Here is a 23246-nt window from a genome sequence, read left to right as displayed (position 1 = left end):
ATAATCCTTTATTTTTATAGGAAGTAAAATAAACGAAAACTATACACGATACTATGAGTTACTATAAAATAGAAAACCTTGAACAATATTTCAAGCACTATAAAAAATCAGTGCGAGAACCTAGAAAGTTTTGGAGTAAAATAGCTGAAGAAAACTTTGTATGGTATCAGGTTTGGGACAAGGTCTTTCAATTTGATATGGAGGAATCTAAGTTCGAATGGTTTGTCAATGCAAAACTTAATATTGTAAAAAATTGCGTCGATAGACATTTAGCAAAACGAGGAGAGAAACCCGCGATTATTTTCGAACCCAATAATCCAGAAGAAGCACCACAAATAATTACCTACAACGACTTGTTTAATCGCGTTTGTAAAATGGCAAATGTTTTAAAAGAACAAGGCGTAAAAAAAGGGGATCGCGTGTGTATTTACTTGCCAATGATTCCAGAATTAGCTGTAGCTATGTTGGCATGTGCTAGAATTGGAGCGGTTCACAGTGTGATATTTGCCGGATTTTCATCTTCTGCTGTGAGCAAGCGAATTAATGATGCTGCCTGTCAATACGTAATTACTTCGGATGGAAGTTTTAGAGGAAATAAAACAATTCCCTTAAAACCTATCATTGATGAAGCTTTAAAATCATGCCCTTCAGTAGAACGCGTATTAGTGGTTCAACGTACGGGGGCAGATGTAGAAATGGTAGCGGGTAGAGATATCCCGTTAAATCCACTTTTAGAAGCAGCTTCAACCAATCATGTAGCCCAAGTAATGGATGCAGAAGATCCTTTGTTTATTCTTTATACTTCTGGATCAACGGGTACACCGAAAGGGATGGTACATACTACAGCAGGATATATGGTTCAGACAGCCTATTCGTTTAAAAATATCTTTGATTATAAAGACGATGATATTTTTTGGTGTACTGCCGATTGCGGTTGGATTACGGGACATTCGTATATTGTATATGGTCCACTTTTAAACGGAGCTACAACGGTTATGTTTGAAGGGGTGCCTACTTACCCAAACCCAAGTCGTTTTTGGGATATTATTGATAAATATAAAGTCACACAATTTTATACAGCACCAACAGCCATTCGTTCTTTGATGACGGAAGACTATAAATATGTGAACTCCCATGATTTATCTAGTTTGCGTGTAATAGGATCGGTAGGAGAACCGATTAATGAGGAGGCTTGGCACTGGTATAATGACCATGTAGGAAAGAAAAAATGCCCTATTGTTGATACGTGGTGGCAAACTGAAACAGGAAGTATTTTAATTTCTCCTTTACCCTTTATCACCCCTACAAAACCAACCTATGCCACTTTGCCATTGCCTGGTATTCAAGCGGTATTGATGGATGAGAAAAGAAATGAAATTGAAGAAAACCAAATTGATGGTGCTTTGTGTATTAAGTTTCCTTGGCCATCGATGGCACGAACGATTTGGGGAGATCACCAACGCTATAAAGACACCTATTTTAGTCAATTTCCAGGGAAATATTTTACAGGTGATGGTGCATTAAGAGATGAAGTGGGCTATTATAGAATTACAGGACGTGCAGATGATGTGGTGATTGTTTCGGGACATAATTTAGGTTCGGCCCCTATTGAAGATGCAATTAATGAGCATCCAGCAGTGGCTGAAAGTGCGGTTGTAGGCTATAAACATGAGATTAAAGGAAATGCCTTGTATGGATTTATAACCTTAAAAGTAGAAGGAGAATACAGAGATCGAGAAAATGTTAAAAAAGAAATCAATCAATATATTAGCAGTCATATTGGACCAATTGCTAAATTAGATAAAATTCAATTCGTTGAGAGTTTGCCAAAAACTAGATCAGGCAAAATTATGCGTAGAATTTTGCGTTCAATAGCAGATGGAGAAGCAAAAGATTTCGGCGATGTTTCAACACTAATTAATCCCGAAGTTATCGAGCAGATTAAAAACGAGAAATTATAAGAGCAAAGGATAGGGTAGACCTCGCGTTTACTCAACGATACATTCAAAACAGTGGTGATTTTCATCACTGTTTTCTTCTTTTATCTACTAAATATTAGCCCCTGTAATTTTTCTAAGTTTCTTTAGACTTCAAAAGTTTTTTTAAGCGGATAAAGGGTTTGCGCATAAAAGAAATTAAAGTTTCAACAATCAAATAAAATGATGAATTTGCAGTTTAAAAACAACAATAAATGATCAAGCTACCTTATATGCTAAGCCTTATGATAGGCCTCTCTGGATTTAGTGGACAAGCACAAAATACAAATCAACACGTAGTGGTTAATACAGGTCTTTTATTTGTATCTCCAAATGAAATAGTAGCTACACAGTTCGATTTTGCTAATACAGAGCAAGCCAAGCTAATTAATGATGGAACCATCTATTATTATCGCAATTTCAATAATGAAGGGTATTATTCTTTTAGCAACAATCGAAAAACAAGTAAAGTGGTTTTTAGTCGGTATTCTAACGAAGAAGGAACTCAATTAATAAGCGGTAATGCACTTACAGATTTTTTTGATTTAGAATTGAATAATGCTACACCTAAAATTGCTTTCGACTTAAAAAACAATATTGCAGTGTATGGGACATTAGATTTCAAAAAGGGAATTATAAAGGTAGATGAATACATCAACCCTATTCATAAAGCATCTACGGGGATGGTTAGTTTTATGCCTCAGTCACAGCATGTTAATGTATCTGATCAAAGCCATGTAGAAGGCGAGGTTGAGAAGATAGGAAAGGAGCCTTTCACCTATCCAGTAGGGGATAAAAATAGATATCGCCCAGCAATGATCAGCGCTCCAAAGGATATTAAAGATGCGATTACCGCCAAATACAATATAGATGAGGCTTCTTTTTTTGAAAATCACAAAGCAACCACCGGTGTAATCAAACAACTCAATACCGCAGAATATTGGAAATTGGAAGGAAAATTAAAAACTCCTGCGACAGTTATCTTAAGTTTGACTTGGGATGAGCACACGACTGTTCTCGACTTGTTGAAAGACCCTGAAAATGAACTTCATATTGTTCGTTGGGATGAAAAACAGCAGCTATGGGTTGACGAAGGCGGTGTAGTTGATATGTCTAGTCGCACGGTGACCACGCCAGCCGAAATAAAAGACTTTGGTTATTTTACGTTAGCGACGGTAAAGACTGATTTTATTTTAGAAGGCGATGTGGTGATTTACAACTTAGTAACCCCTGATGGCGATGGAAAGAATGATTACTTTATCATTGACAACATCCGCAAATATCCCAATAACCGGGTAGAGATTTACAACCGTTGGGGAGTAAAAGTATATGAAACGACAAATTACGATCCACTAGGAGATGGAAGTACCAATGTATTTACAGGTTATTCAGAAGGAAAAGTTACGATAGATAAGAAAAAGAAATTGCCAAGTGGCACGTATTACTATGTAGTTACCTATGAATACAAAGATGCCAACGGAAGTCGCATGATCAAGAAAGCGGCAAATTTACATTTAGAAAATAAGTAAGATGCCTAACGTGCCGTATTGGGGTGAAAATCAATTTGATAATTAAGCCAATACGGCTATGCTTAAGCGGCATAAGCGTTACTTAGACCGTATAATGATTTACAAATTTATATGGCTTGATCTGCTAAAAATGCTTTAATAATTTCTTCCATTTCTTCAATTGAAACAATTTGTGTATCCGGATGTTGTTTTAACCATTCAGCATTCAAGGTAAGAAGATTTTCTGTTATTGTCTGAAAGGAACTATCTTCTATTAATTGACTAATTTCTTGCTTGGCTTCAAAAGGCATTTGTAAGAATTTATTCAATTTAATTTTGCTAAACAATTTCATGCGACGCATTTGTTTTTCAAAATAGGTTATATGCTCTTTGGCATTCATAGCCGTTAAACCAGCCTGTACAATATCAACAAGATCCGTATCCCACTGTGTTTTATGCACAAAAAACGCAAAACCTTCTTTTAACAGCGTTTGATAATAATAATCTACACAATAACTAGCAAAAGCATCTGGATGCAATTCATCATCACCAACTTCTGAATTTCGCAAGTAATTGATAACCGAAATATTAGAATTGACAAGTGCTTCTGCGGTATGCGTTGCAAACGCATCTTTCGATAGTAAAATCAAGGGGAATTCTCTCATGGTAAACGAAGTTAGAAAGGCAAAGATAATCAAGTTGTAAAGTTTATGTAGGGGATTTCTCGTGATTTTTTTAAGCTGTAGAAGGTTTCTACAGTTTTCTACACTTAAAAATTAGTTTTGTTAAATAAAAAAGACGTGTAGGCTATATAAAATGGTTTTAAATGTTAAAAAATAAGTAAAAATATGAGTTTAGAATGATTTTTGATTTACTAACAGTAACTAAAAATTATAAAACTATGAAAACAATTCAAAAAACAACAGCCCAACGAACGGGATTGATGCTAATTTTATTTGGCCTAATCACTTTTGTTTCCTTTTCGTGTAGTAAAGATGATGATCCAACAGATAACGATATTTTTATCGGAAAGTACAAGGGACACATTACTTATACAGAAGGTGAAACACATATTGATGCAGACAAGGGTAACGTTGAAGTTATCAAAGTGGGAAAAGACTATAATTTTATTTTTTCTGATAAAATTCCTAATTTGACTGATGTAAAGTTTGAGAAGGACGGAGAAAATACCGTTATTAATATTGGTTCTGATGAAGCCCATTTAATTAAAATTAACGCCAGTACTTTAGTGATTGCCTATACCAAAGATGGCAAAGTGTGGACAGCTAATTGTAGCAGATAAGTAAGCTTTATTGGCTTTTTAAGATAAAAAAAGAGGATGTTCTTGTGGAACATCCTCTTTTTTATAGTATCTAAAATCAGCAATTAAAGCTTGCGTCTTTTCATTTCTGTTTCAATTAAATCTAATTCACGGTTGGTTTGTCCTTTTACAGACGTATTCTCTTGTGCCCGGCGAATTAAATAAGGAATTACATCACGCACAGGACCAAATGGAAGATATTTAGCAACGTTGTAATTCGCTTTAGCTAAATTAAAACTGATATTGTCACTCATTCCATATAATTGACCAAAGAAAAGGCGTTGGTCGTGATGAGCAATATTGTGTTTCTCCATTAAATCCATCACTAACATTGAACTAGTTTCATTGTGTGTACCTGCAAATAAAGCCATACAGTCCATGTTTTCTACCATAAAAGTCACAGCAGCATCATAGTTGATATCGGTTGCTTTTTTATCTACACAGATAGGGGATGGGTATCCTTTTTCTGAAGCGCGTTCTCTTTCAATTTCCATATAAGCACCGCGAACTACTTTCATACCAATATGAAAGCCTTCTGCTTTGGCAAGTATATGTAAGTCTTTTAAGAACTGCAAACGATCCCAGCGATACATTTGAGCTGTGTTGTAAATAAGGGCTTTTTCTTTGTTGTATTTGCGCATCATATCTAAAACAATGGCATCAGCAGCCTCTTGCATCCAGCTGTGTTCGGCATCAATTAACAACAAAACATCGTGATCATAGGCAAATTTACAAGCCATATTAAAACGGTAGACAATGCGTTCCCATTCTTTTTCTTCCTCAGCAGTAAATGATTTACCTTCTCCTTTTTTTACAAACATATCAAAACGCCCGAATCCCGTGGGTTTGAAAACCGCAAAAGGAATAGCTTCAGGTCTGCCTTTGGCCAATTCAATCGTTTTAAGTGTCATGTTTAAAGCAGCATCAAATTGCGCTTCTGTCTCTTTTCCTTCCACCGAATAATCCAAAACCGAGGCAACTCTTCCTTGCTTGTACATGTTGTCTACAACACTCAAACAATCTTCTTCGTTGATTCCTCCACAAAAATGGTCGAAAACCGTCGATCGTATTAATCCTGTTACAGGTAAATGAGTTTTGATGGCGAAATTAGCTAAAGAAGACCCCATTTTTACAAGTGCGGGTTTGCTAATCATTTTGAATAAAAAATGAGCTCTTTTTAACTCCTTATTATTCTTAAGAGCGAATGCTACTTCTGTATTATTAAATAAGTTTTTCATTACTTGGTAATAATAAATGTTGCGCAAATATACTTACTCTTTTAGTTTTTATTCAACTATTTATACTTTACTTTGTGTAGAAATAGAAATTAAATGATAAAAATCGATACCCCAGATTATCCTATTTATTTTGGTGTTGAAAGTTATGCGGTTTTAGGTAACCAATTAAACGAAAAACAGTACAGTAAGCTATTGATACTGACGGATTCAACTTGCAATGAACTTTGTTTACCTCATTTTTTAGCAAATTTACCCACAACAATTCCTTTTGAAATTGTAGAAATTGAGTCTGGCGAGCCAACTAAAAATTTAGAAACTTGTCAAGGGGTTTGGGAGGCTATGATTGATTTGGGAATGGATAGACACAGTGCAGTGATCACAGTAGGAGGTGGGGTTGTGTCTGATCTTGGTGGTTTTGTAGCGTCGGTCTATATGCGTGGGATTGATTGTTTTTTGGTGCCTACTACTTTATTGGCGATGGTTGATGCTTCCGTTGGAGGAAAAACAGGCGTGGATTTGAATGGAGCTAAAAACTGTATCGGTACTTTTTCAATGCCTCAAATGGTTCTTATTGATAGTGTATACTTAGAAACGCTAGAGCCAAGAGAATTAAAATCTGGATATGCTGAAATGCTGAAGCATGGGTTAATCTATGATGAAAGTTATTTCAATCACTTAAAGGATATCGCTCAAGTTGATTTTAGCGATATTGAAACCTTAATTTACCATTCGATAGTCATTAAAACTCAAATTGTTCAAGAGGATCCTAAGGAGCTTGGCTTGCGAAAAATATTAAACTTCGGACATACTATTGGGCATGCAATTGAAAGCTATTTTTTGATAAATCCAATAAAAGAACGTATGTTGCATGGTGAGGCAGTTGCGATTGGCCTAGTAATAGAATCCTATATTTCGACCGTTATTTTAGGGTTAAATTTGAAGGTTTATCAAGAAATTAAAGAAGCAATTCAATATATTTATGGTAAGCAACTATTTTCTGAGACTGATGTTGAAGAAATTCTAACCTGGTTGAAGTTGGATAAGAAAAATAGAGCCGGGGAGATTCGAATGGTTTTACTATCGAAAATAGGGGAATGCTCCTTCGATTTGGTCGTGTCTAAGGATTTGATTGTTAGTGGGTTTGAAGATTATTCAAAATAGTCTTGATTTTAAAGATCTTTTTAGGATTTGGATTTATTATTTTGTTACATTTGCGGTCGTGAAAATAGATGTTTTATATATTAGATTATGTGTTTCTTTCCGAAGGAATGTTAGGCGATTTGCAAGGAAGCAAAAGGCTAATTTTGTATATACAATTATTAAAAATTCAAAGGAAGCACTAAATGCATTTCGTTTTAGACATAAACTTCCTATTGTATTTGCCAATATTAGAGTTTGAAAAGCGGTTTCATAACCGTTTAAATTAAAATTAAGTACTAACTTTTAAAATTGACTTTTCAAATGAACACAAAATACGTTGATTTAATTAACCAAACTTTTTATTTCCCTCAAGAGGAGTTTAAATTAAACAAAGACAATCTTCAATTTCACAATATTGATTTAATGGGGCTAGTTGAAAAATACGGAACTCCTTTAAAATTCACTTATTTGCCAAAGATTTCTGATAACATTAGCAGAGCTAAAGGAATGTTCAGAAAAGCAATGGAAAAAAATAAGTACAAAGGAAATTACTACTATTGTTATTGTACAAAAAGTTCTCATTTTTCATATGTGTTAAATGAAGCTTTTAAGAATGATATCCATGTAGAAACTTCTTCGGCTTTTGACGTTAATATCGTTGAAAAACTATTAGAAACAGGTAAGATTAACAAGGATACTTTTGTGATTTGTAATGGGTTTAAACGGGCTCAATACATCGATAATATTGCAAACCTAATCAATAATCACCACGAGAAAACAATTCCAATTATCGATAATTACGAGGAATTAGATTTGTTGCAAGAACAAATTACCAAGAAATTTAAAATAGGTATTCGCATCGCTTCGGAGGAGTCTCCAAAATTTGAATTTTATACGTCTCGTTTAGGAATTGGATATAAAGGTATTTTGCCTTTTTACAGAAAACAAATTGCCGAGAATCCGCAGGTTGAGCTAAAAATGCTTCACTTCTTTATTAATACAGGTATTCGCGATACAGCCTATTACTGGAATGAATTAGTGAAATGTTTGAAAGTGTATATTACATTGAAAAAAGAATGCCCTACTTTAGATAGTTTGAATATCGGTGGTGGTTTTCCAATCAAAGATTCTTTGGCTTTCGATTTTGATTACCAATATATGGTAGATGAAATCATTAATCAAATTCAAATTGTATGTGATGAGGCTGAAGTAGATGTTCCAAATATCTTTACAGAATTTGGTTCTTATACGGTAGGAGAAAGTGGAGGAGCAATCTATGAAATCCTATACCAAAAACAACAAAATGACAGGGAGAAATGGAATATGATTGATTCGTCTTTCATTACTACATTACCAGATTCTTGGGCAATTAATAAAAAATTTATTATGTTGCCAATCAATCGCTGGAATGATGCGTATGAGCGTATTTTATTAGGAGGATTGACTTGTGATAGTGATGATTACTATAACTCAGAGCAAAACTTAAACGCGATTTATCTACCGAAGTACAACAAAGAAAAACCATTGTATATTGGATTCTTCAATACAGGAGCCTACCAAGATACAATAGGGGGATTTGGTGGAATTCACCATTGTTTGATTCCGCAACCGAAACATATCTTGATTGATAAAGATGAAAATGGAATCATTGCTTCTGAACTATTCTCTGAACAACAAACAGCAGAACAAGTATTGGAAATTTTAGGGTATAACAAAAATAAATAAACAATATAATTAAAAGATTAATAAAATGAGTAAAGGACCAATTAGTCAGTTTATTGAGCATCAATATAGACACTTTAATGCTGCTGCATTAGTAGATGCTGCTAAAGGATATGAGTTACATCTAACAGAGGGTGGAAAAATGTTAATCTCTATGGGTGGAGCAATGAGTACTGCCGAATTGGGGATTTCATTAGCAGAAATGATCCGTCAAGATAAAGTTCACTTTATCTCTTGTACAGGAGCAAATCTAGAAGAAGATGTAATGAATTTAGTGGCTCACTCTCACTACAAAAGAGTGCCAAATTATAGAGATTTAACGCCTGAGCAAGAAAGAGAATTATTAGATAATCACTATAACCGCGTAACGGATACTTGTATTCCAGAAGAAGAAGCTTTTCGTCGTCTACAAAAACACTTAGAAGATGTATGGCATGCAGCTGAAGCGAAAGGTGAACGCTATTTTCCTCACGAATTCTTATATCAAGTAGTGAATTCAGGTATTTTAGAGCAATATTATGAAATTGACCCTAAAGACTCTTGGATTGTTGCAGCGGCAGAGAAAAATTTGCCTATTGTAGTTCCAGGATGGGAAGATTCTACTTGTGGTAATATCTTTACTTCAAATGTAATTAAAGGTAAATTAAACGTGCATACGGTAAAATCTGGAATTGAATACATGATTTTCTTAACGGAATGGTATCGTGCTAATTCTGGAGGTAAAGGCGTTGGGTTTTTCCAAATTGCAGGGGGTATTTCTGGTGATTTCCCTATTTGCGTAGTGCCAATGATGTATCAAGATTTAGAGTGGGAAGATGTTCCTTTCTGGGCTTATTTCTGTCAGATTTCTGATTCTACAACCTCTTACGGATCTTATTCTGGTGCAGTGCCAAATGAGAAAATTACTTGGGGTAAATTAGATATAGACACACCTAAATACGTAATCGAGTCGGATGCAACAATTGTGGCTCCATTGGTGTTTGCATACATTCTAGGTCATTAATGAATAGATAAAAAATCCTAAAAATAATGGATATTTTATTTGTTAATTAGGATTTAGCTATTACATTTGAAAACGAAATAAAGCAATAAATAAAAAATGAAGAGAGTAATTGTTGATTACGCGAAATTAACAAACGAAATTTTGACACTTTTAGTTGAAAAATTTCCTGATGGTTATGACGATTCAGATATTATTCGTTTTAAAAATATTAAAAACGAAACTGTTGAGGCTGTAGAGGTAAGAACAGAAGATACCATCTATTTAGTGAAAGTAAGTACTAAGTTAGCCGATCGTATTGAAAACTTCGATGAAGACGATGAAGACGATTTTGCTGATCCTGTGGATGATTCATTGGATGCATTGAAAGACTTAGAAATAGCTGACGAAGAAGATTAACGGTTTTACGTACTATAAAATATAAAGGCTATCGCATTGCGGTAGCCTTTTTTTGATAGGACGATGGGCGAGAGGTTACACTGCACTCATTTCTTACCACTCATTTCTCACCACTCATTTCTATTTCCCATTTCAATAAAATCATATCAATCATTTGTTTTCCATTTTCAAAAATGGGTGCGGGATAGTGCTCAATAAAAAAGTTTTTGCGTTTGTCGTAGTACACAAAACCATTGCGTTGATAAAAGCGTATTTGCGCTTCTCCGGTGTCTGAAGTGCCAACTAGTAGCGTTTTGTAATCCTGTTGTTTGGCAATGGCTTTAATCTTATTTATTAGCCACTGACCAATATGCTTTCCTTGGTAGGGCGTGCTAACGGCAATGTTTTTAATTTCAAGTGTTTCGTCGGTAACGGAGTAAAGGCAAAAAACAGCAATTTCTTCTTGGTCTTTCCAGGCGCTGTATACGCGGCTTTCATAAAGGTACTTTTCAATTGCTTCAACAGTCTCATCAGCTAATAAAAGCAAATTAAAGGGATATTGTTTGTTTTTAATTTCTCGGATTTCAAGGGATTCAAGTAGCATAGAGAGTGGAATTTAAAAGTTAAAAGTACATTCTTTCTTTCATTTAACTAAAATGAAGTGCTATAAAGTTTAGTTTTACTTCATTTATCTATTATTCTAGCTTTTAATCTACCTAGGAATAGAAGAGTTTTTGTAAAATTTGAATATATTTGCAATTAGTTTAAAAAAAGACAATAAGTTACTAAAAATATGAAAGCAGGTATTGTAGGATTGCCTAATGTTGGAAAATCGACATTGTTCAATTGTTTATCAAACGCTAAAGCGCAAAGTGCTAACTTCCCATTCTGTACAATCGAACCCAATGTAGGGGTTGTAAACGTGCCAGATGCTCGTTTATTGAAATTAGAAGAATTGGTGAACCCAGAGCGTGTTTTGCCAGCAACAGTAGAAATCGTTGATATCGCTGGATTAGTTAAAGGAGCAAGTAAAGGAGAAGGATTGGGAAATCAATTCTTGGGAAATATTCGCGAGTGTAATGCGATTATTCACGTTTTACGTTGTTTTGATAACGATAATATCATTCACGTGGATGGAAAAGTAAACCCTATTCGCGATAAGGAAACAATCGATATTGAGTTGCAATTGAAAGATTTAGAGACAGTTGAAAAACGTTTAGATAAAGTAAAAAAAGCGGCAAAAACAGGAAATAAAGAAGCGCAAGTAGAAGCTGATTTATTAGAACGCATCAGAGAAGCCCTATTGGCAAGTAAATCGGCGCGTGTAGTTGAAGCTAAAAATCAAGATGAGGAAGTGTTGTTAGAAGCTTTTCAGCTAATTACAACGAAACCCGTTTTATATGTTTGCAATGTAGATGAAGAGTCAGCAGTTACTGGAAATGCTTATGTTGAGCAAGTAAGAGAGCTTGTTAAAGACGAAAAGGCAGAAGTTATTGTTCTGGCAGTAGGCACAGAAGCAGATATTACAGAATTAGAAACATTTGAGGAGCGTCAAATGTTTTTAGAAGATTTAGGTTTACAAGAACCGGGATCATCCAAATTAATTCGTTCAGCGTATCAATTGCTAAATTTACAAACTTACTTTACAGCAGGTGTAAAAGAAGTAAGAGCATGGACAATTAACGTAGGAGATACGGCGCCACAAGCTGCGGGTGTTATCCACTCTGATTTTGAGAAAGGATTTATTCGCGCAGAAGTTATTGCTTATGATGACTATGTAGCCTATGGATCTGAAAACAAAGTAAAAGAAGCAGGTAAATTAAGAGTAGAAGGAAAAGAATATATCGTAAAGGACGGAGATGTAATGCACTTCCGTTTTAACGTATAATGTTCTAAATAAATAAAATTCTAAGAAAGAGAGGCTATAAAAACCTCTCTTTTTTTGTATATTTAAATTTTATAGGTAGAAATTCGTTGAATATGCTAAAAAATATAGCACGTTTTTTTATGTGGATCACCTTGTGTTTTTTTACTTTTGTTGTTGTTTATCTAGGGGTGTTTTACCTCTTGTCGATTTTACCAGCAGGAGGACAAAAAGAAAAAGGTATAGGCATAGATATAGACAGGGAAGAGGAGATAACCATTTATTTATCGACCAATGGAGTTCATACCGATTTTGTGCTTCCTGTTGTTTCAACACAGATGGATTGGCACACAAAAGTAGCGTTGCCTGCAAATCAGATTCATTGGGTGGCCTTTGGCTGGGGAGATAAAGGGTTTTACCTCGATACTCCTGCTTGGAGTGATTTAAGTGTCTCTACAGCACTGCGTGCAATTTCAGGAACCGGAGGGTCGGCTATGCATGTTACGGCTTACAAAGCTTTTGTACAGGATGCTACTTCGATAGAGTTAAAACTTTCAACAAAGGAATACCAAAGTCTCATATCTTATATTGATGCTAGTTTTCAAAAAAAAGACGAACAGTATCAGCGTATTGAGGTAGAGGGCTATCATCAATCGGATACTTTTTACGAAGCAAGAGGAAGTTATAGTTTATTTTATACGTGTAATACCTGGGTAAATCAAGGACTAAAACAGATGAATCAAAAAGCAGCCTTATGGACGTTACATGATCAAGGAATATTTAGGCATTATAAATAATGAGGATACAAAACATACCATTTAAAAAGATAGGAACTTTGTTTAAAAATTCAGTGGTCGATTTCTTAGACGATCGAGCAACTAAATTTAGTGCTGCGTTATCCTATTATACCATTTTTGCCTTGCCGCCTTTAATTATTTTGCTTATTTCAGTATCGGGTTTCTTTATTGAAGAAAAAGAAGTGTCTACTTTCTTTTACCAGCAAATAGCAGATTTAGTAGGACCTAATACAGCCAAAGAAGTCGAAAGTGCCATGGTAAAGGTTACGGTTAATCGATCAGGTGTATTGCCAACAATTATTGGTGTAGCGATGTTGCTCTTTAGTGCGTCGGGAGTTTTTGCGGAAATACAAAGTTCTATTAATTATATTTGGGGATTCGTAGCTAAACCTGATAAAAGTATAATTCGCATGGTGAAAAATAGATTACTAGCTTTTGCTATGATTGCTTCTGTGGGGTTTTTGTTGTTAGTTAGTTTGTTGATTAATTCCCTAGCTAGTATCTTATATGATTACTTAGCTGTTTTTTTTGCTGAATCGACTATTTATTTCGTAAAAGTGCTGAATAACGGAATTGTATTTGCAATTATAACCCTTCTTTTTGCCTTGATTTTTAAGACGTTACCCAATGGAATCATTCGATTCAAAGATGCATTCGTAGGAGCGGCTGTAACAGCTGTTTTATTTATGCTAGGCAAATTGGGTATTGGAATCTATCTCGGAACTACGGCTACTTCTTCTTTATATGGAGCTGCAGGGTCTGTTATTGTTATGCTAATTTGGATCTATTATTCTGCAATGATTTTGTATTTTGGCGCTGAATTTACTAAAAATTATGCCCTCTTGTTTGGAGAGCGAATTAGGCCTGGAGCATTTTCTTTAGAAATTGATAAAAATGCCATCAAAATGGTTGAAGAACAGAAAGTTTAGCAAGCGAAAAAACGGTATTTACAAATTTTTATCATTTTTATTTTAGTTTAAATAGTAGTATTTTAGCACAAATTCCAACAATTTATATGCAAGATCAAAATCAATATACTGAAGATAATATTCGTTCTTTAGATTGGAAAGAACATATCCGTATGCGTCCGGGTATGTATATCGGTAAGCTTGGTGATGGATCGTCTCCGGATGATGGGATATATATCCTGATTAAGGAGGTAATCGACAATAGTATTGATGAGTTTGTAATGGGCACAGGAAAAACTATTGAAGTTACTTTAAAAGATAAAATGGTTACGGTTCGCGATTTTGGACGTGGTATTCCATTAGGTAAGGTAATCGATGTCGTATCGAAAATGAATACGGGAGGAAAATACGATTCTAAAGCCTTTAAAAAATCTGTTGGTCTAAATGGAGTGGGAACTAAAGCAGTAAATGCTTTATCCAATTATTTCCGAGTTGTTTCTGTACGTGATAATCAGCAAAAAGCAGCTGATTTCTCTGCGGGTGATTTAGTTAATGAAGAAGAGTTAGTTGAAACTACCAAACGCAAAGGAACGAAAGTCTCCTTTATTGCGGATGAAAAAATATTTAAAAATTACAAGTACCGCAAAGAATATATTGAGCGTATGCTCAAAAATTACTGTTACTTAAATAAAGGGCTAGTCATCATTTTTAATGGAGAAAAATTCTATTCAGAAAATGGATTAAGAGATTTGCTTAACGAAAATATTGACAAAGAAGATCAAGTATACCCGATTATTCACTTGACAGGTGAGGATATTGAAGTGGCTATTACCCATAGTAAAACACAATATTCTGAGGAATATTACTCTTTTGTAAATGGACAAAATACCACACAAGGAGGTACGCATTTAGGGGCTTTTAGAGAAGCTTTAGTTCGTACCTTGAAGGAATTCTACAACAAAAATTTCGAGGCTTCGGATATCCGAAAATCAATTGTTGCTGCTATTTCAATAAAGGTTGAAGAACCTGTATTTGAATCACAAACCAAAACCAAATTGGGATCTACCGATATGGGACCTGATTTGCCTACAGTGCGAACTTTTATCAATGACTTTGTCAAAACACAGTTAGATAATTTTTTACATAAAAATCCGGATATTGCAGATGCTTTATTGCGTAAAATCTTACAAGCAGAACGCGAGCGTAAAGAATTATCAGGTATTCGAAAAATCGCCAAAGAGCGCGCTAAAAAAGCAAGCTTACACAATCGTAAATTACGCGATTGTCGCGTGCATTTAACAGACATCAAAAATCCAAGATATTTAGAAAGTACACTTTTTATTACTGAGGGAGACTCTGCTTCGGGTTCAATTACCAAATCGAGAGATGTCAACACGCAAGCTGTTTTCAGTTTACGAGGAAAACCATTGAACTCCTATGGTATGAGCAAGAAGATTGTATACGAAAATGAAGAGTTTAACTTGCTTCAAGCAGCATTAGATATTGAAGAAGATTTCGAAAGCTTGCGCTATAACAATATTGTAATCGCTACCGATGCCGATGTAGATGGAATGCATATTCGACTTTTGTTGATTACTTTCTTTTTGCAATTTTTTCCAGAACTGATAAAAGAAGGCCACTTGTATATTTTACAAACACCTTTGTTTCGCGTGAGAAATAAAAAAGAAACCATCTATTGCTATAGTCAAGAAGAGCGTCTTGTAGCTATTGAAAAGTTAAAACCAAAACCGGAAATCACCCGATTTAAAGGACTAGGAGAAATTTCACCCGATGAATTTCAACATTTCATTGGCGAAAGTATACGGCTGGATCCTGTTATGCTTGATAAATCTATGTCTATTGAAAAAATGTTAGAGTTTTATATGGGTAAAAACACACCCGATAGACAGGAATTTATTATAGATAATTTGAAAGTTGAACTTGATGTTGTAGAAGAATAGATTATGAGTACTGAAGATAATTTGAATGAAGATATCCAACCAAACAACCTAGAAAACAGTGAGTTTGTAGAAGATCATACGGAATTACAAGAAGAGGATAAAGAGACGATTACCAAAGTTACGGGAATGTACAAGGAATGGTTCTTGGATTATGCTTCTTATGTGATTTTAGAACGTGCTGTACCTGCTATTGAAGATGGATTCAAACCAGTTCAACGCCGTATTATGCATTCAATGAAAGAGTTGGATGATGGTCGATACAACAAAGTTGCAAATGTCGTAGGGCATACCATGCAATATCACCCCCATGGTGATGCAAGTATAGGAGATGCAATGGTTCAATTAGGGCAAAAAGAGTTGCTAATTGACATGCAAGGAAACTGGGGAAATATCTTAACGGGAGATGGAGCAGCAGCTTCAAGATATATTGAAGCGCGTTTGAGTAAATTTGCTTTAGAAGTACTGTATTCTCCAAAAATTACCGAATGGCAAGCTTCCTATGATGGACGTCGAAATGAGCCACTTAATCTACCTGTAAAGTTCCCTCTGTTATTAGCACAAGGAGCAGAAGGGATTGCTGTTGGTTTATCAACTAAAGTATTGCCACATAATTTCAATGAATTAATTGATGCTTCTGTAAAAATATTAAAAGGAAAACCTTTTACTTTATTTCCCGATTTTTTAACTGAGGGGATTGCTGATGTATCCAATTACAACGATGGATTAAGAGGAGGTCGCGTTCGCGTTCGCGCACGTATTTCGCAGTTAGATAAAAATACGTTAGTCATTACACAGATTCCATTTTCAACGACTACCACTTCTTTGATAGAAAGTGTTTTAAAGGCCAATGAAAAAGGAAAATTAAAAATTCGAAAAATTGAAGATAACACAGCGGCAAGTGTAGAGATTTTAATCCATTTACCACCAGGAACTTCTCCAGATAAAACAATTGATGCCTTATATGCTTTCACAGCATGTGAAACATCAATTGCACCCTTGTCTTGTATTATTCAAAATAATAGACCTTTGTTTATCGGCGTTTCTGAAATGTTGACCCGTTCAACACACCAAACCGTTGATTTGTTAAAACAAGAGTTGGAAATTGAACTGCAAGAATTAGAAGAAAGATGGCATTTCCTATCCTTAGAACGCATATTCATTGAAAATAGAATTTATCGTGCTATTGAGGAAGAAGAAACATGGGAAGGCGTGCTTTCTGCTATTGACGAAGGGCTGAAGCCTTTTGTTGTAAACTTAAAAAGAGCAGTAACACAAGAAGATATTGCCAAACTTACAGAGATTAGAATTAAGCGCATCTCTCGTTTTGATATTGATAAAGCCAATCAACAAATTGAATCTCTAGAAGGAGAAATAGAGAAAGTTAAATACAATCTAGAGCATTTAAATGATTTTGCTATTGCCTATTTCACGAGTTTAAAAGAAAAATACGGGAAAGGTAAAGAGCGTAAAACAGAATTGAGAAGTTTCGATACAATTGAAGCTACTAAAGTTGTTTTGAGAAATACAAAGCTCTATGTCAATAGACAAGAAGGCTTTTTTGGAACTTCGCTGCGCAAAGATGAATACCTTTGTGATTGTTCCGATATCGATGATATTATTGTCTTTTTACGCGATGGATCCATGGTAATCTCAAAGGTAGAAGAAAAGCGTTTTGTTGGGAAAGATATCATACATATTGATGTATTTTCCAAGAATGATAAACGAACCATTTATAACTTAATTTACCGTGATGGAAAATCAGGACCTTCTTACATTAAGCGTTTTAATGTAATGAGTATTACTCGCGATAAGGTATATGATTTGACACAAGGTAGTGCGGGGTCGCAAATTTTATATTTTTCTGCAAACCCAAATGGCGAAGCTGAAGTGGTAACAATACTCTTGCGTCAATTAAGTAATGTGAAAAAATTAAAATTTGACCTTGATTTTGCTGATTTATTAATCAAAGGGCGTATTGCGAAAGGAAATTTAGTAACCAAATATGCTATTAAAAAGATTGAGTTAAAAGAAAAGGGGATTTCTACTTTACGCCCGCGTAAAATTTGGTATGATGATACCGTTCGACGTTTGAATGTTGAAGGAAGAGGCGAACTATTAGGTGAGTTTAAACCCGAAGATCGCTTGTTGATTCTTACGCAAAGTGCAAAGGTAAAAACGGTTGTTCCGGAATTGACCACTCATTTTGATGAAGATATGATTGTCTTAGAAAAATGGAAACCAGCCAAACCTATTTCAGCTATTTACTATGATGGCGAAAAATCGAGATACTACATTAAGCGTTTTGTGGTAGAAAATGAAAATAGAGATGATATTTTTATTTCTGAGCATGAAAATTCAAAATTGGAATTAATTTCAACGGATTATCGCCCTGTAGTTGAAGTCATTTTTGCTAAAGTAAAAGGGATACAAAAAGAAAGCTTAATAATTGATTTAGAACAATTTATAACGATTAAGGGAATTAAAGCTTTAGGTAATCAACTGACGACTGATAAAATAAAACAAATAGATCATTTAGAATCTTTGCCTTATGAGGAAATAGTGGAGGAAGAAGTGAATATTAACTATGAGGTAGAAGAGTTGCCAGATATTAGTATTGATGAAGATGGACAAAGCAGTTTGTTTTAATGTATTTGTAGGAAGATAAAAAAGGATTAGCTTACTGGTACTCCTGGCTTTGGAAGCTTTATGATTTTGGTTAATCGATGGTTGATAGTAACAGTAAGGTGGTTTAGACTGTGCACATTGTAGTAGTATAAGCCTGTACAACTTAACTGGAGGGAAAATTAATTTTAACTAGTTCTATTTACAAAATCAATGAGTATAAAAAAGAAAATAATAGGATGGTGTATTGCTTTAGGTTTTACTTGTGCTTCGTATGGGCAAGCGCCAGGAAGTGATAATTTATTTGAAAATATTGAAGTACATTCCTTAGCAGAACGATGGGATTTATCTTCAACAGCGAAAAGAAAAACATTTACTATATCCCCCTATAAGCCGATTTATTTGTTACCTGCTAGATGGACAAGTAGACCCAATAATCAACCGTTTAGTTTCAGTGAACATATGGGGCAACCCAATGCCATTGATTACAATCGGGTAGAGGCGCGTTTTCAACTGAGTTTTAAAACAAAAGTCACAGAGGGTTTGTTATTTGGAAAAGGAGATATTTGGCTTGCTTTTACCCAAACCGCGAATTGGCAAGTGTATAATGAAAAAGTTTCAAGACCATTCCGAGAATTGAATTATGAACCTGAGGTAATCTTTAATTATCCGTTGAATCTTTCGCTTGGTAATTTAAAGTTTAGAATGGCGGGTTTTGCTTTTAATCATCAATCCAATGGCAAAAGCGAACCTACTTCAAGAAGCTGGAATCGATTTATTATGCATGCCGGTATGGAGTATAACAATTGGACTATTATGGTTAAACCATGGATTCGATTGGGCGAAAGTAATAAGAACGATGATAATGCAAGAATTACAGAATATGCAGGAAAAGGAGAGCTAACTATTGCTTATCAACACAAAGGACAAATATTGACTTTCATGACTCGAAATAATATGCGACTGAATGCGCAATACAAAGGTTTTCACGAATTGATGTATACCTATCCTATTAAGAATAACTTAAAAGCCTTTTTTGTTGTAAATAATGGATATGGAGAATCTTTAATTGATTACAACTGGAATCAAACAACGATTGGAATTGGTATTTCTCTGATGGAGTGGTACTAAAAAAACACAAAAAAAGGAGAACATAGCGTTCTCCTTTTTTTTTGTTTTTTTAGAAGATTTGTCTTTTCTTTTGACGTCTCTCCTTGTAGTATCTAGCGTTATTTTTGGTTCTGTTGATCTTGTTTTTTGGCAGCTTTCTTTAATGAAAAGATTAAATAGCACAAGAAAATCAAAAAGGCAAGAAAGGAGAACCAATTTATTTCTAAGGACCAAAGATTTTCTATATCCAGTTGATATATACCATAAACAAGTAGAAATAGAACAAGATAGGTAGCTAGTTTTTCAAATTTTTTATTCATGTTTTTGCTTTAAATAGTCATAGAAAATAAAGCACGCTCTGGTTTATTTCGTTGTAAACGCAAGTCTAAAGCCATACATATATTGCGAACAAAAGCGCGTCCTGTTTTACTCACCGTTATCACGTGATCTTTGATTGTAATCAATTGATCTTTCTCCATTTCTTTAAGTTCTTCGAGTATAGGTTCAAAATTAATCAAAGACAAATCAGGATTTAAATCGGTTTCTAAATTACACATTAAATTTAGAATATGTTTTCTAATAATCAAATCTTCTTCAGATAAAATGTGTCCTTTTACAACAGGAATCTCTTTGTTATCTAAAGAGGCATAATAGGCCTCTATGTTTTTTTCATTTTGGGCAAAGGCTGTCCAGCTATCACTAATAGAAGAAACACCTAAACCAATCATCAAATCTGTTTTAGAAGAAGTATAGCCCATGAAGTTTCGATGAATACTTTGAGTATTCATCGCCTTAAATAACGAATCCGTTTTAAGAGCAAAATGATCCATGCCAATTTCAATGTAGCCTTTCTCTTCTAAAAGATTTTTTCCAATCTCATATAATTTGCGTTTTTCTTCATCTTTAGGAACATCCTCATCTTTAAATCCACGTTGTCCATTGCCTTTGATCCATGGCACATGCGCATAGCTATAAAAAGCTAAACGATCTGGCGATAGTGATTTAGTCTTTTCAATGGTATCAATTACATGCTCTACTTTTTGAAATGGTAAACCAAAAATAATATCATGTGAAATAGAAGTATAGCCCATTTCCTTGGCCCAAAGAGTTACTTTAGCGACATCGTGAAACGTTTGATTACGATTTATGGCCTTTTGTATCTCGCGATTATAATCTTGAACGCCAAAGCTAACTCTTCGAAAACCTAGGTTATATAAAGTTTGTAAATGCTCTTTTGTTGTATTATTTGGGTGACCTTCAAAACTAAATTCGTAATTTTTAGCTTTGATGCCACGTGCTAAAATACCTTCAAGTAAGGTTTGTAAATGAACTGGAGCAAAGAAGGTTGGTGTACCACCTCCTAAGTGTATCTCTTTGATGATAGGGGTGTCTTGTAAAACAGCACAATATAACTCCCATTCTTTTAACAAAGCTTGAATGTAAGGGGTTTCAACCTCATGGCGCTTCGTGATGTGTTTATGGCACCCGCAAAACGTACATAAACTCTCACAATACGGCAAATGTATATACAGACTTATTCCTTCGGTTTTATTCGTTTTATCAAAGGTTTCCTTTACACTTTTTAACCATTTTTCTCGTGAAAAGCTTGCTTCTTCCCAATAGGGAACAGTGGGATAACTCGTATACCTAGGTCCAGGTACGTTGTATTTTTGTATCAGTGGGGTAGCCATTTTTCGTATGTTTGTAACAAAAATAACGGGATTATAGAGTAATAATCCTGATATTTGTCACTTCATTAAAAATATATTATACTAAATAGATTATGAAAAATATAATTTTAACAGCAATCTTGGTAATGCTGTCTTTTTTTAAGGTTAATGCTCAGGAAGTTACGACTGCCGAAGTGGTGAATACAACTGTTTTCGAATCTCAAATAAGCGATAGAAAGGTACAATTAATTGATGTTCGAACGCCAGAAGAGTACAAAGCAGGTACTATTTTAAAGGCAAAGAATATTGATTTTTTAGCTGAGAGTTTTACGGACAAAATAAAAGAATTAGATCCCAAAAAACCCGTGTATATTTTTTGTCAATCAGGAAAAAGAAGTGCAGCAGCGGCAAAAAAGATGCAGGCAGTAGGCTTTCATGTTATTGAGCTAGAAGGAGGGTATAAAGCGTGGAAGGCAGAAAAAAACTAGGTTTAATTTATCAATTATTTAAGAATTCTTCGTGTTAGATGATTGAAAAAATTATTATTTTTGAAGAAAAAGGTAAATTATGGATATAGCATCATTTGGAAGTTTTTTAAGAACATTAGTAATCATCGTTTTGATTTATTATGCTTTTAAATTTGCTATGCGTTATTTATTGCCACTTTTTGTCTACAAAATGGCAAAAAAAGTAGAGCGAAATTTTCAACAGCAACAGCAACAACATTATCAACAAAATAAATCAAATCAAGAAGAACCGGCTTTTAATAACCAAGCATCAACAGGTAAAGAAGGGGTTCCCCGTTCAACCAAAGTAGTTGGTGAATTTATTGAATTCGAAGAAGTTGATACAAAATAACCTAAAAAAAGCTCCAAATTTTGGAGCTTTTTTTAGGTCTGTTTTAGCGTAAAACTTATTTAAAATAAGAAAAGGTCTCTCCGTTTTCAATTTGTAATAAAGAATGATAGATTAATTGAATCGTATGTTCAACATCTTGTCTGTGAATCATTTCTACCGTAGTATGCATATAGCGTAGCGGTAAAGAGATCAAGGCTGATGCTACCCCACCATTGCTATACGCAAAAGCGTCAGTATCCGTTCCTGTTACACGAGATAAAGCATTGCGTTGAAAGGGGATTTGATTGTTCTCTGCCGTTTTTTCTATTAAGGCGCGTAAATTATTCTGTACAGCTGGAGCATAGGCAATTACTGGGCCTTTTCCAATGGTATTGTCGCCTTCGATATTCTTATCTACCATAGGGGTATTCGAATCGTGGCAAACATCTGTCACAATAGCAACATTCGGTCTTAAGGTTTGTGTAATCATTTCCGCTCCACGTAAACCAACCTCTTCCTGAACTGCATTAACTAAATACAAACCGAAAGGTAAGGTCTGTTTATTCTCTTTAAGCAAACGAGCAACCTCGGCAATCATAAATCCTCCGATGCGGTTATCTAAGGCTCTACAAACCCAACGCTTATTATTTAAGACCGTAAATGTATCTGGGTAGGTAATTACACAACCAATATGGATGCCCAAATCCAATACTTCTTGTTTGGTATCACAGCCTACATCAATAAAGTTGGTTTCGATTTTAGGAGATTCTTCTTTACCCGCTCTATTTCTAATGTGAATCGCCGGCCACCCAAAGACCCCTTCGATAATTCCTTGAGCTGTGTGGATATTAACTCGCTTTGAAGGTGCTATCATATGATCACTCCCGCCATTGCGAACCACGTGAATGAATCCATCCTCGGTAATGTATTTGACATACCATGAAATTTCATCCGCATGCCCCTCAATAACAACTTTGTATTCCGCCTCAGGATTAATAACCCCCACCGCATTTCCATAGGTATCCGTGATAAATGTATCAACATAAGGCTGTAGGTAATTCATCCAAAGTTTCTGTCCCAAGTGCTCATGTCCAGTTGGAGAAGCATTATTTAAATAGGATTCTAAAAAACGAAGTGAATCTTCATTTAATATTGTATTTTTATCCATGATTATTTTTTATACGAATGTACTGA

General features: G+C 34.8%; 19 protein-coding genes and 1 pseudogene. 15 read left to right on the top strand and 5 right to left on the bottom strand.

All coding sequences use genetic code 11. The annotated features are described in order from the left end of the window. The first annotated feature begins 53 nt into the window (after positions 1-53). Positions 54-1961 carry an acetate--CoA ligase gene (gene acs / locus ACMHJ2_RS13245; RefSeq protein WP_413513334.1) on the top strand — a complete coding sequence of 636 codons (1908 nt, stop codon included), beginning with the start codon at positions 54-56 and terminating at the stop codon, positions 1959-1961. Between the two features lie 260 nt (positions 1962-2221). Beyond that, complete coding sequence (locus ACMHJ2_RS13240; RefSeq protein ID WP_413513342.1) at positions 2222-3505, top strand: gliding motility-associated C-terminal domain-containing protein; 1284 nt, start codon at positions 2222-2224, stop codon at positions 3503-3505. A gap of 107 nt (positions 3506-3612) precedes the next feature. Here ACMHJ2_RS13240 and ACMHJ2_RS13235 read toward each other — a convergent pair whose 3' ends face one another. After that, complete coding sequence (locus ACMHJ2_RS13235; protein ID WP_413513333.1) at positions 3613-4149, bottom strand: hypothetical protein; 537 nt, start codon at positions 4147-4149, stop codon at positions 3613-3615. A 236-nt stretch (positions 4150-4385) separates the two neighbouring features. On the opposite strand from ACMHJ2_RS13235, the gene ACMHJ2_RS13230 reads away from it, so the two are divergent. Then, positions 4386-4787: a hypothetical protein gene (locus ACMHJ2_RS13230; RefSeq protein WP_413513332.1), complete on the top strand. Its 402-nt coding sequence runs from the start codon at positions 4386-4388 to the stop codon at positions 4785-4787. A gap of 83 nt (positions 4788-4870) precedes the next feature. Here ACMHJ2_RS13230 and ACMHJ2_RS13225 read toward each other — a convergent pair whose 3' ends face one another. Beyond that, positions 4871-6043 (bottom strand): proline dehydrogenase family protein, encoded by a 1173-nt coding sequence (locus ACMHJ2_RS13225; RefSeq protein WP_413513331.1) that lies wholly within the window; start codon positions 6041-6043, stop codon positions 4871-4873. 93 nt (positions 6044-6136) lie between these two features. Here ACMHJ2_RS13225 and aroB point away from each other — a divergent pair, with 93 nt between their 5' ends. The 4 genes and pseudogenes from aroB to ACMHJ2_RS13205 form a co-directional block, all read left to right on the top strand. Next, entirely contained in the window at positions 6137-7204 is a 1068-nt protein-coding gene (gene aroB, locus ACMHJ2_RS13220) for a 3-dehydroquinate synthase (RefSeq protein ID WP_413513330.1), read from the top strand. A 300-nt stretch (positions 7205-7504) separates the two neighbouring features. Further along, entirely contained in the window at positions 7505-8908 is a 1404-nt protein-coding gene (locus tag ACMHJ2_RS13215; protein WP_413513329.1) for an arginine decarboxylase, read from the top strand. Positions 8909-8933: 25 nt separating this feature from the next. Further along, positions 8934-9908, top strand: coding sequence for a deoxyhypusine synthase family protein (locus tag ACMHJ2_RS13210; protein WP_413513328.1), 975 nt, complete (start codon positions 8934-8936; stop codon positions 9906-9908). 96 nt (positions 9909-10004) lie between these two features. Next, positions 10005-10301, top strand: a pseudogene (locus ACMHJ2_RS13205) (DNA primase); the annotation flags it as partial. Positions 10302-10404: 103 nt separating this feature from the next. On the opposite strand, the gene ACMHJ2_RS13200 reads toward ACMHJ2_RS13205, so the two are convergent. Further along, the gene (locus tag ACMHJ2_RS13200; RefSeq protein ID WP_413513327.1) at positions 10405-10887 is read right to left on the bottom strand and encodes a GNAT family N-acetyltransferase; all 483 of its coding nucleotides are present in this window, start codon (positions 10885-10887) and stop codon (positions 10405-10407) included. 189 nt (positions 10888-11076) lie between these two features. Here ACMHJ2_RS13200 and ychF point away from each other — a divergent pair, with 189 nt between their 5' ends. The 6 genes from ychF (at position 11077) to ACMHJ2_RS13170 (ending at position 19566) form a co-directional block, all read left to right on the top strand. Then, positions 11077-12171 carry a redox-regulated ATPase YchF gene (ychF, locus tag ACMHJ2_RS13195; RefSeq protein ID WP_413513326.1) on the top strand — a complete coding sequence of 365 codons (1095 nt, stop codon included), beginning with the start codon at positions 11077-11079 and terminating at the stop codon, positions 12169-12171. 92 nt (positions 12172-12263) lie between these two features. Then, a complete protein-coding gene (locus ACMHJ2_RS13190) occupies positions 12264-12944 on the top strand; it encodes a TIGR02117 family protein (protein WP_413513325.1) in 681 nt (226 codons plus the stop codon). A 5-nt stretch (positions 12945-12949) separates the two neighbouring features. Then, positions 12950-13873, top strand: coding sequence for a YihY/virulence factor BrkB family protein (locus tag ACMHJ2_RS13185; RefSeq protein WP_413513341.1), 924 nt, complete (start codon positions 12950-12952; stop codon positions 13871-13873). 86 nt (positions 13874-13959) lie between these two features. Beyond that, the gene (locus ACMHJ2_RS13180; RefSeq protein ID WP_413513324.1) at positions 13960-15813 is read left to right on the top strand and encodes a DNA topoisomerase IV subunit B; all 1854 of its coding nucleotides are present in this window, start codon (positions 13960-13962) and stop codon (positions 15811-15813) included. A 3-nt stretch (positions 15814-15816) separates the two neighbouring features. Continuing rightward, the gene (locus tag ACMHJ2_RS13175) at positions 15817-18459 is read left to right on the top strand and encodes a DNA gyrase/topoisomerase IV subunit A (RefSeq protein WP_413513323.1); all 2643 of its coding nucleotides are present in this window, start codon (positions 15817-15819) and stop codon (positions 18457-18459) included. A gap of 189 nt (positions 18460-18648) precedes the next feature. Next, complete coding sequence (locus tag ACMHJ2_RS13170; RefSeq protein ID WP_413513322.1) at positions 18649-19566, top strand: phospholipase A; 918 nt, start codon at positions 18649-18651, stop codon at positions 19564-19566. A gap of 308 nt (positions 19567-19874) precedes the next feature. Here the strand turns inward: ACMHJ2_RS13170 and hemN are convergent, their stop codons facing one another. Next, a complete protein-coding gene (hemN, locus tag ACMHJ2_RS13165; RefSeq protein WP_413513321.1) occupies positions 19875-21236 on the bottom strand; it encodes an oxygen-independent coproporphyrinogen III oxidase in 1362 nt (453 codons plus the stop codon). 92 nt (positions 21237-21328) lie between these two features. Between hemN and ACMHJ2_RS13160 the strand changes: the two genes are divergently transcribed. Both ACMHJ2_RS13160 and ACMHJ2_RS13155 read left to right on the top strand, forming a co-directional pair. After that, positions 21329-21703: a rhodanese-like domain-containing protein gene (locus tag ACMHJ2_RS13160; RefSeq protein WP_413513320.1), complete on the top strand. Its 375-nt coding sequence runs from the start codon at positions 21329-21331 to the stop codon at positions 21701-21703. A 79-nt stretch (positions 21704-21782) separates the two neighbouring features. Beyond that, positions 21783-22073, top strand: coding sequence for a DUF4834 family protein (locus tag ACMHJ2_RS13155; protein ID WP_413513319.1), 291 nt, complete (start codon positions 21783-21785; stop codon positions 22071-22073). 55 nt (positions 22074-22128) lie between these two features. Here ACMHJ2_RS13155 and ACMHJ2_RS13150 read toward each other — a convergent pair whose 3' ends face one another. After that, a complete protein-coding gene (locus tag ACMHJ2_RS13150) occupies positions 22129-23220 on the bottom strand; it encodes a M42 family metallopeptidase (RefSeq protein ID WP_413513318.1) in 1092 nt (363 codons plus the stop codon). Positions 23221-23246: the final 26 nt, after the last annotated feature.

The sequence above is a fragment of the Myroides odoratus genome (assembly GCF_965118575.1).
Classification (GTDB): Bacteria; Bacteroidota; Bacteroidia; order Flavobacteriales; family Flavobacteriaceae; genus Flavobacterium; species Flavobacterium odoratum_B.
The sequence above is the reverse complement of the archived record's forward strand: the minus strand, read 5'-3'. Positions and strand labels throughout refer to the sequence as shown.

What these genes read in the sequence shown, in the direction of transcription:
- acs (WP_413513334.1), top strand. Translation starts at nt 54, where the DNA reads ATGAGTTACTATAAAATAGAAAACCTTGAACAATATTTCAAGCACTAT.
- ACMHJ2_RS13240 (WP_413513342.1), top strand. Translation starts at nt 2,222, where the DNA reads ATGATAGGCCTCTCTGGATTTAGTGGACAAGCACAAAATACAAATCAA.
- ACMHJ2_RS13235 (WP_413513333.1), bottom strand. Translation starts at nt 4,149, where the DNA reads ATGAGAGAATTCCCCTTGATTTTACTATCGAAAGATGCGTTTGCAACG.
- ACMHJ2_RS13230 (WP_413513332.1), top strand. Translation starts at nt 4,386, where the DNA reads ATGAAAACAATTCAAAAAACAACAGCCCAACGAACGGGATTGATGCTA.
- ACMHJ2_RS13225 (WP_413513331.1), bottom strand. Translation starts at nt 6,043, where the DNA reads ATGAAAAACTTATTTAATAATACAGAAGTAGCATTCGCTCTTAAGAAT.
- aroB (WP_413513330.1), top strand. Translation starts at nt 6,137, where the DNA reads ATGATAAAAATCGATACCCCAGATTATCCTATTTATTTTGGTGTTGAA.
- ACMHJ2_RS13215 (WP_413513329.1), top strand. Translation starts at nt 7,505, where the DNA reads ATGAACACAAAATACGTTGATTTAATTAACCAAACTTTTTATTTCCCT.
- ACMHJ2_RS13210 (WP_413513328.1), top strand. Translation starts at nt 8,934, where the DNA reads ATGAGTAAAGGACCAATTAGTCAGTTTATTGAGCATCAATATAGACAC.
- ACMHJ2_RS13200 (WP_413513327.1), bottom strand. Translation starts at nt 10,887, where the DNA reads ATGCTACTTGAATCCCTTGAAATCCGAGAAATTAAAAACAAACAATAT.
- ychF (WP_413513326.1), top strand. Translation starts at nt 11,077, where the DNA reads ATGAAAGCAGGTATTGTAGGATTGCCTAATGTTGGAAAATCGACATTG.
- ACMHJ2_RS13190 (WP_413513325.1), top strand. Translation starts at nt 12,264, where the DNA reads ATGCTAAAAAATATAGCACGTTTTTTTATGTGGATCACCTTGTGTTTT.
- ACMHJ2_RS13180 (WP_413513324.1), top strand. Translation starts at nt 13,960, where the DNA reads ATGCAAGATCAAAATCAATATACTGAAGATAATATTCGTTCTTTAGAT.
- ACMHJ2_RS13175 (WP_413513323.1), top strand. Translation starts at nt 15,817, where the DNA reads ATGAGTACTGAAGATAATTTGAATGAAGATATCCAACCAAACAACCTA.
- ACMHJ2_RS13170 (WP_413513322.1), top strand. Translation starts at nt 18,649, where the DNA reads ATGAGTATAAAAAAGAAAATAATAGGATGGTGTATTGCTTTAGGTTTT.
- hemN (WP_413513321.1), bottom strand. Translation starts at nt 21,236, where the DNA reads ATGGCTACCCCACTGATACAAAAATACAACGTACCTGGACCTAGGTAT.
- ACMHJ2_RS13160 (WP_413513320.1), top strand. Translation starts at nt 21,329, where the DNA reads ATGAAAAATATAATTTTAACAGCAATCTTGGTAATGCTGTCTTTTTTT.
- ACMHJ2_RS13155 (WP_413513319.1), top strand. Translation starts at nt 21,783, where the DNA reads ATGGATATAGCATCATTTGGAAGTTTTTTAAGAACATTAGTAATCATC.
- ACMHJ2_RS13150 (WP_413513318.1), bottom strand. Translation starts at nt 23,220, where the DNA reads ATGGATAAAAATACAATATTAAATGAAGATTCACTTCGTTTTTTAGAA.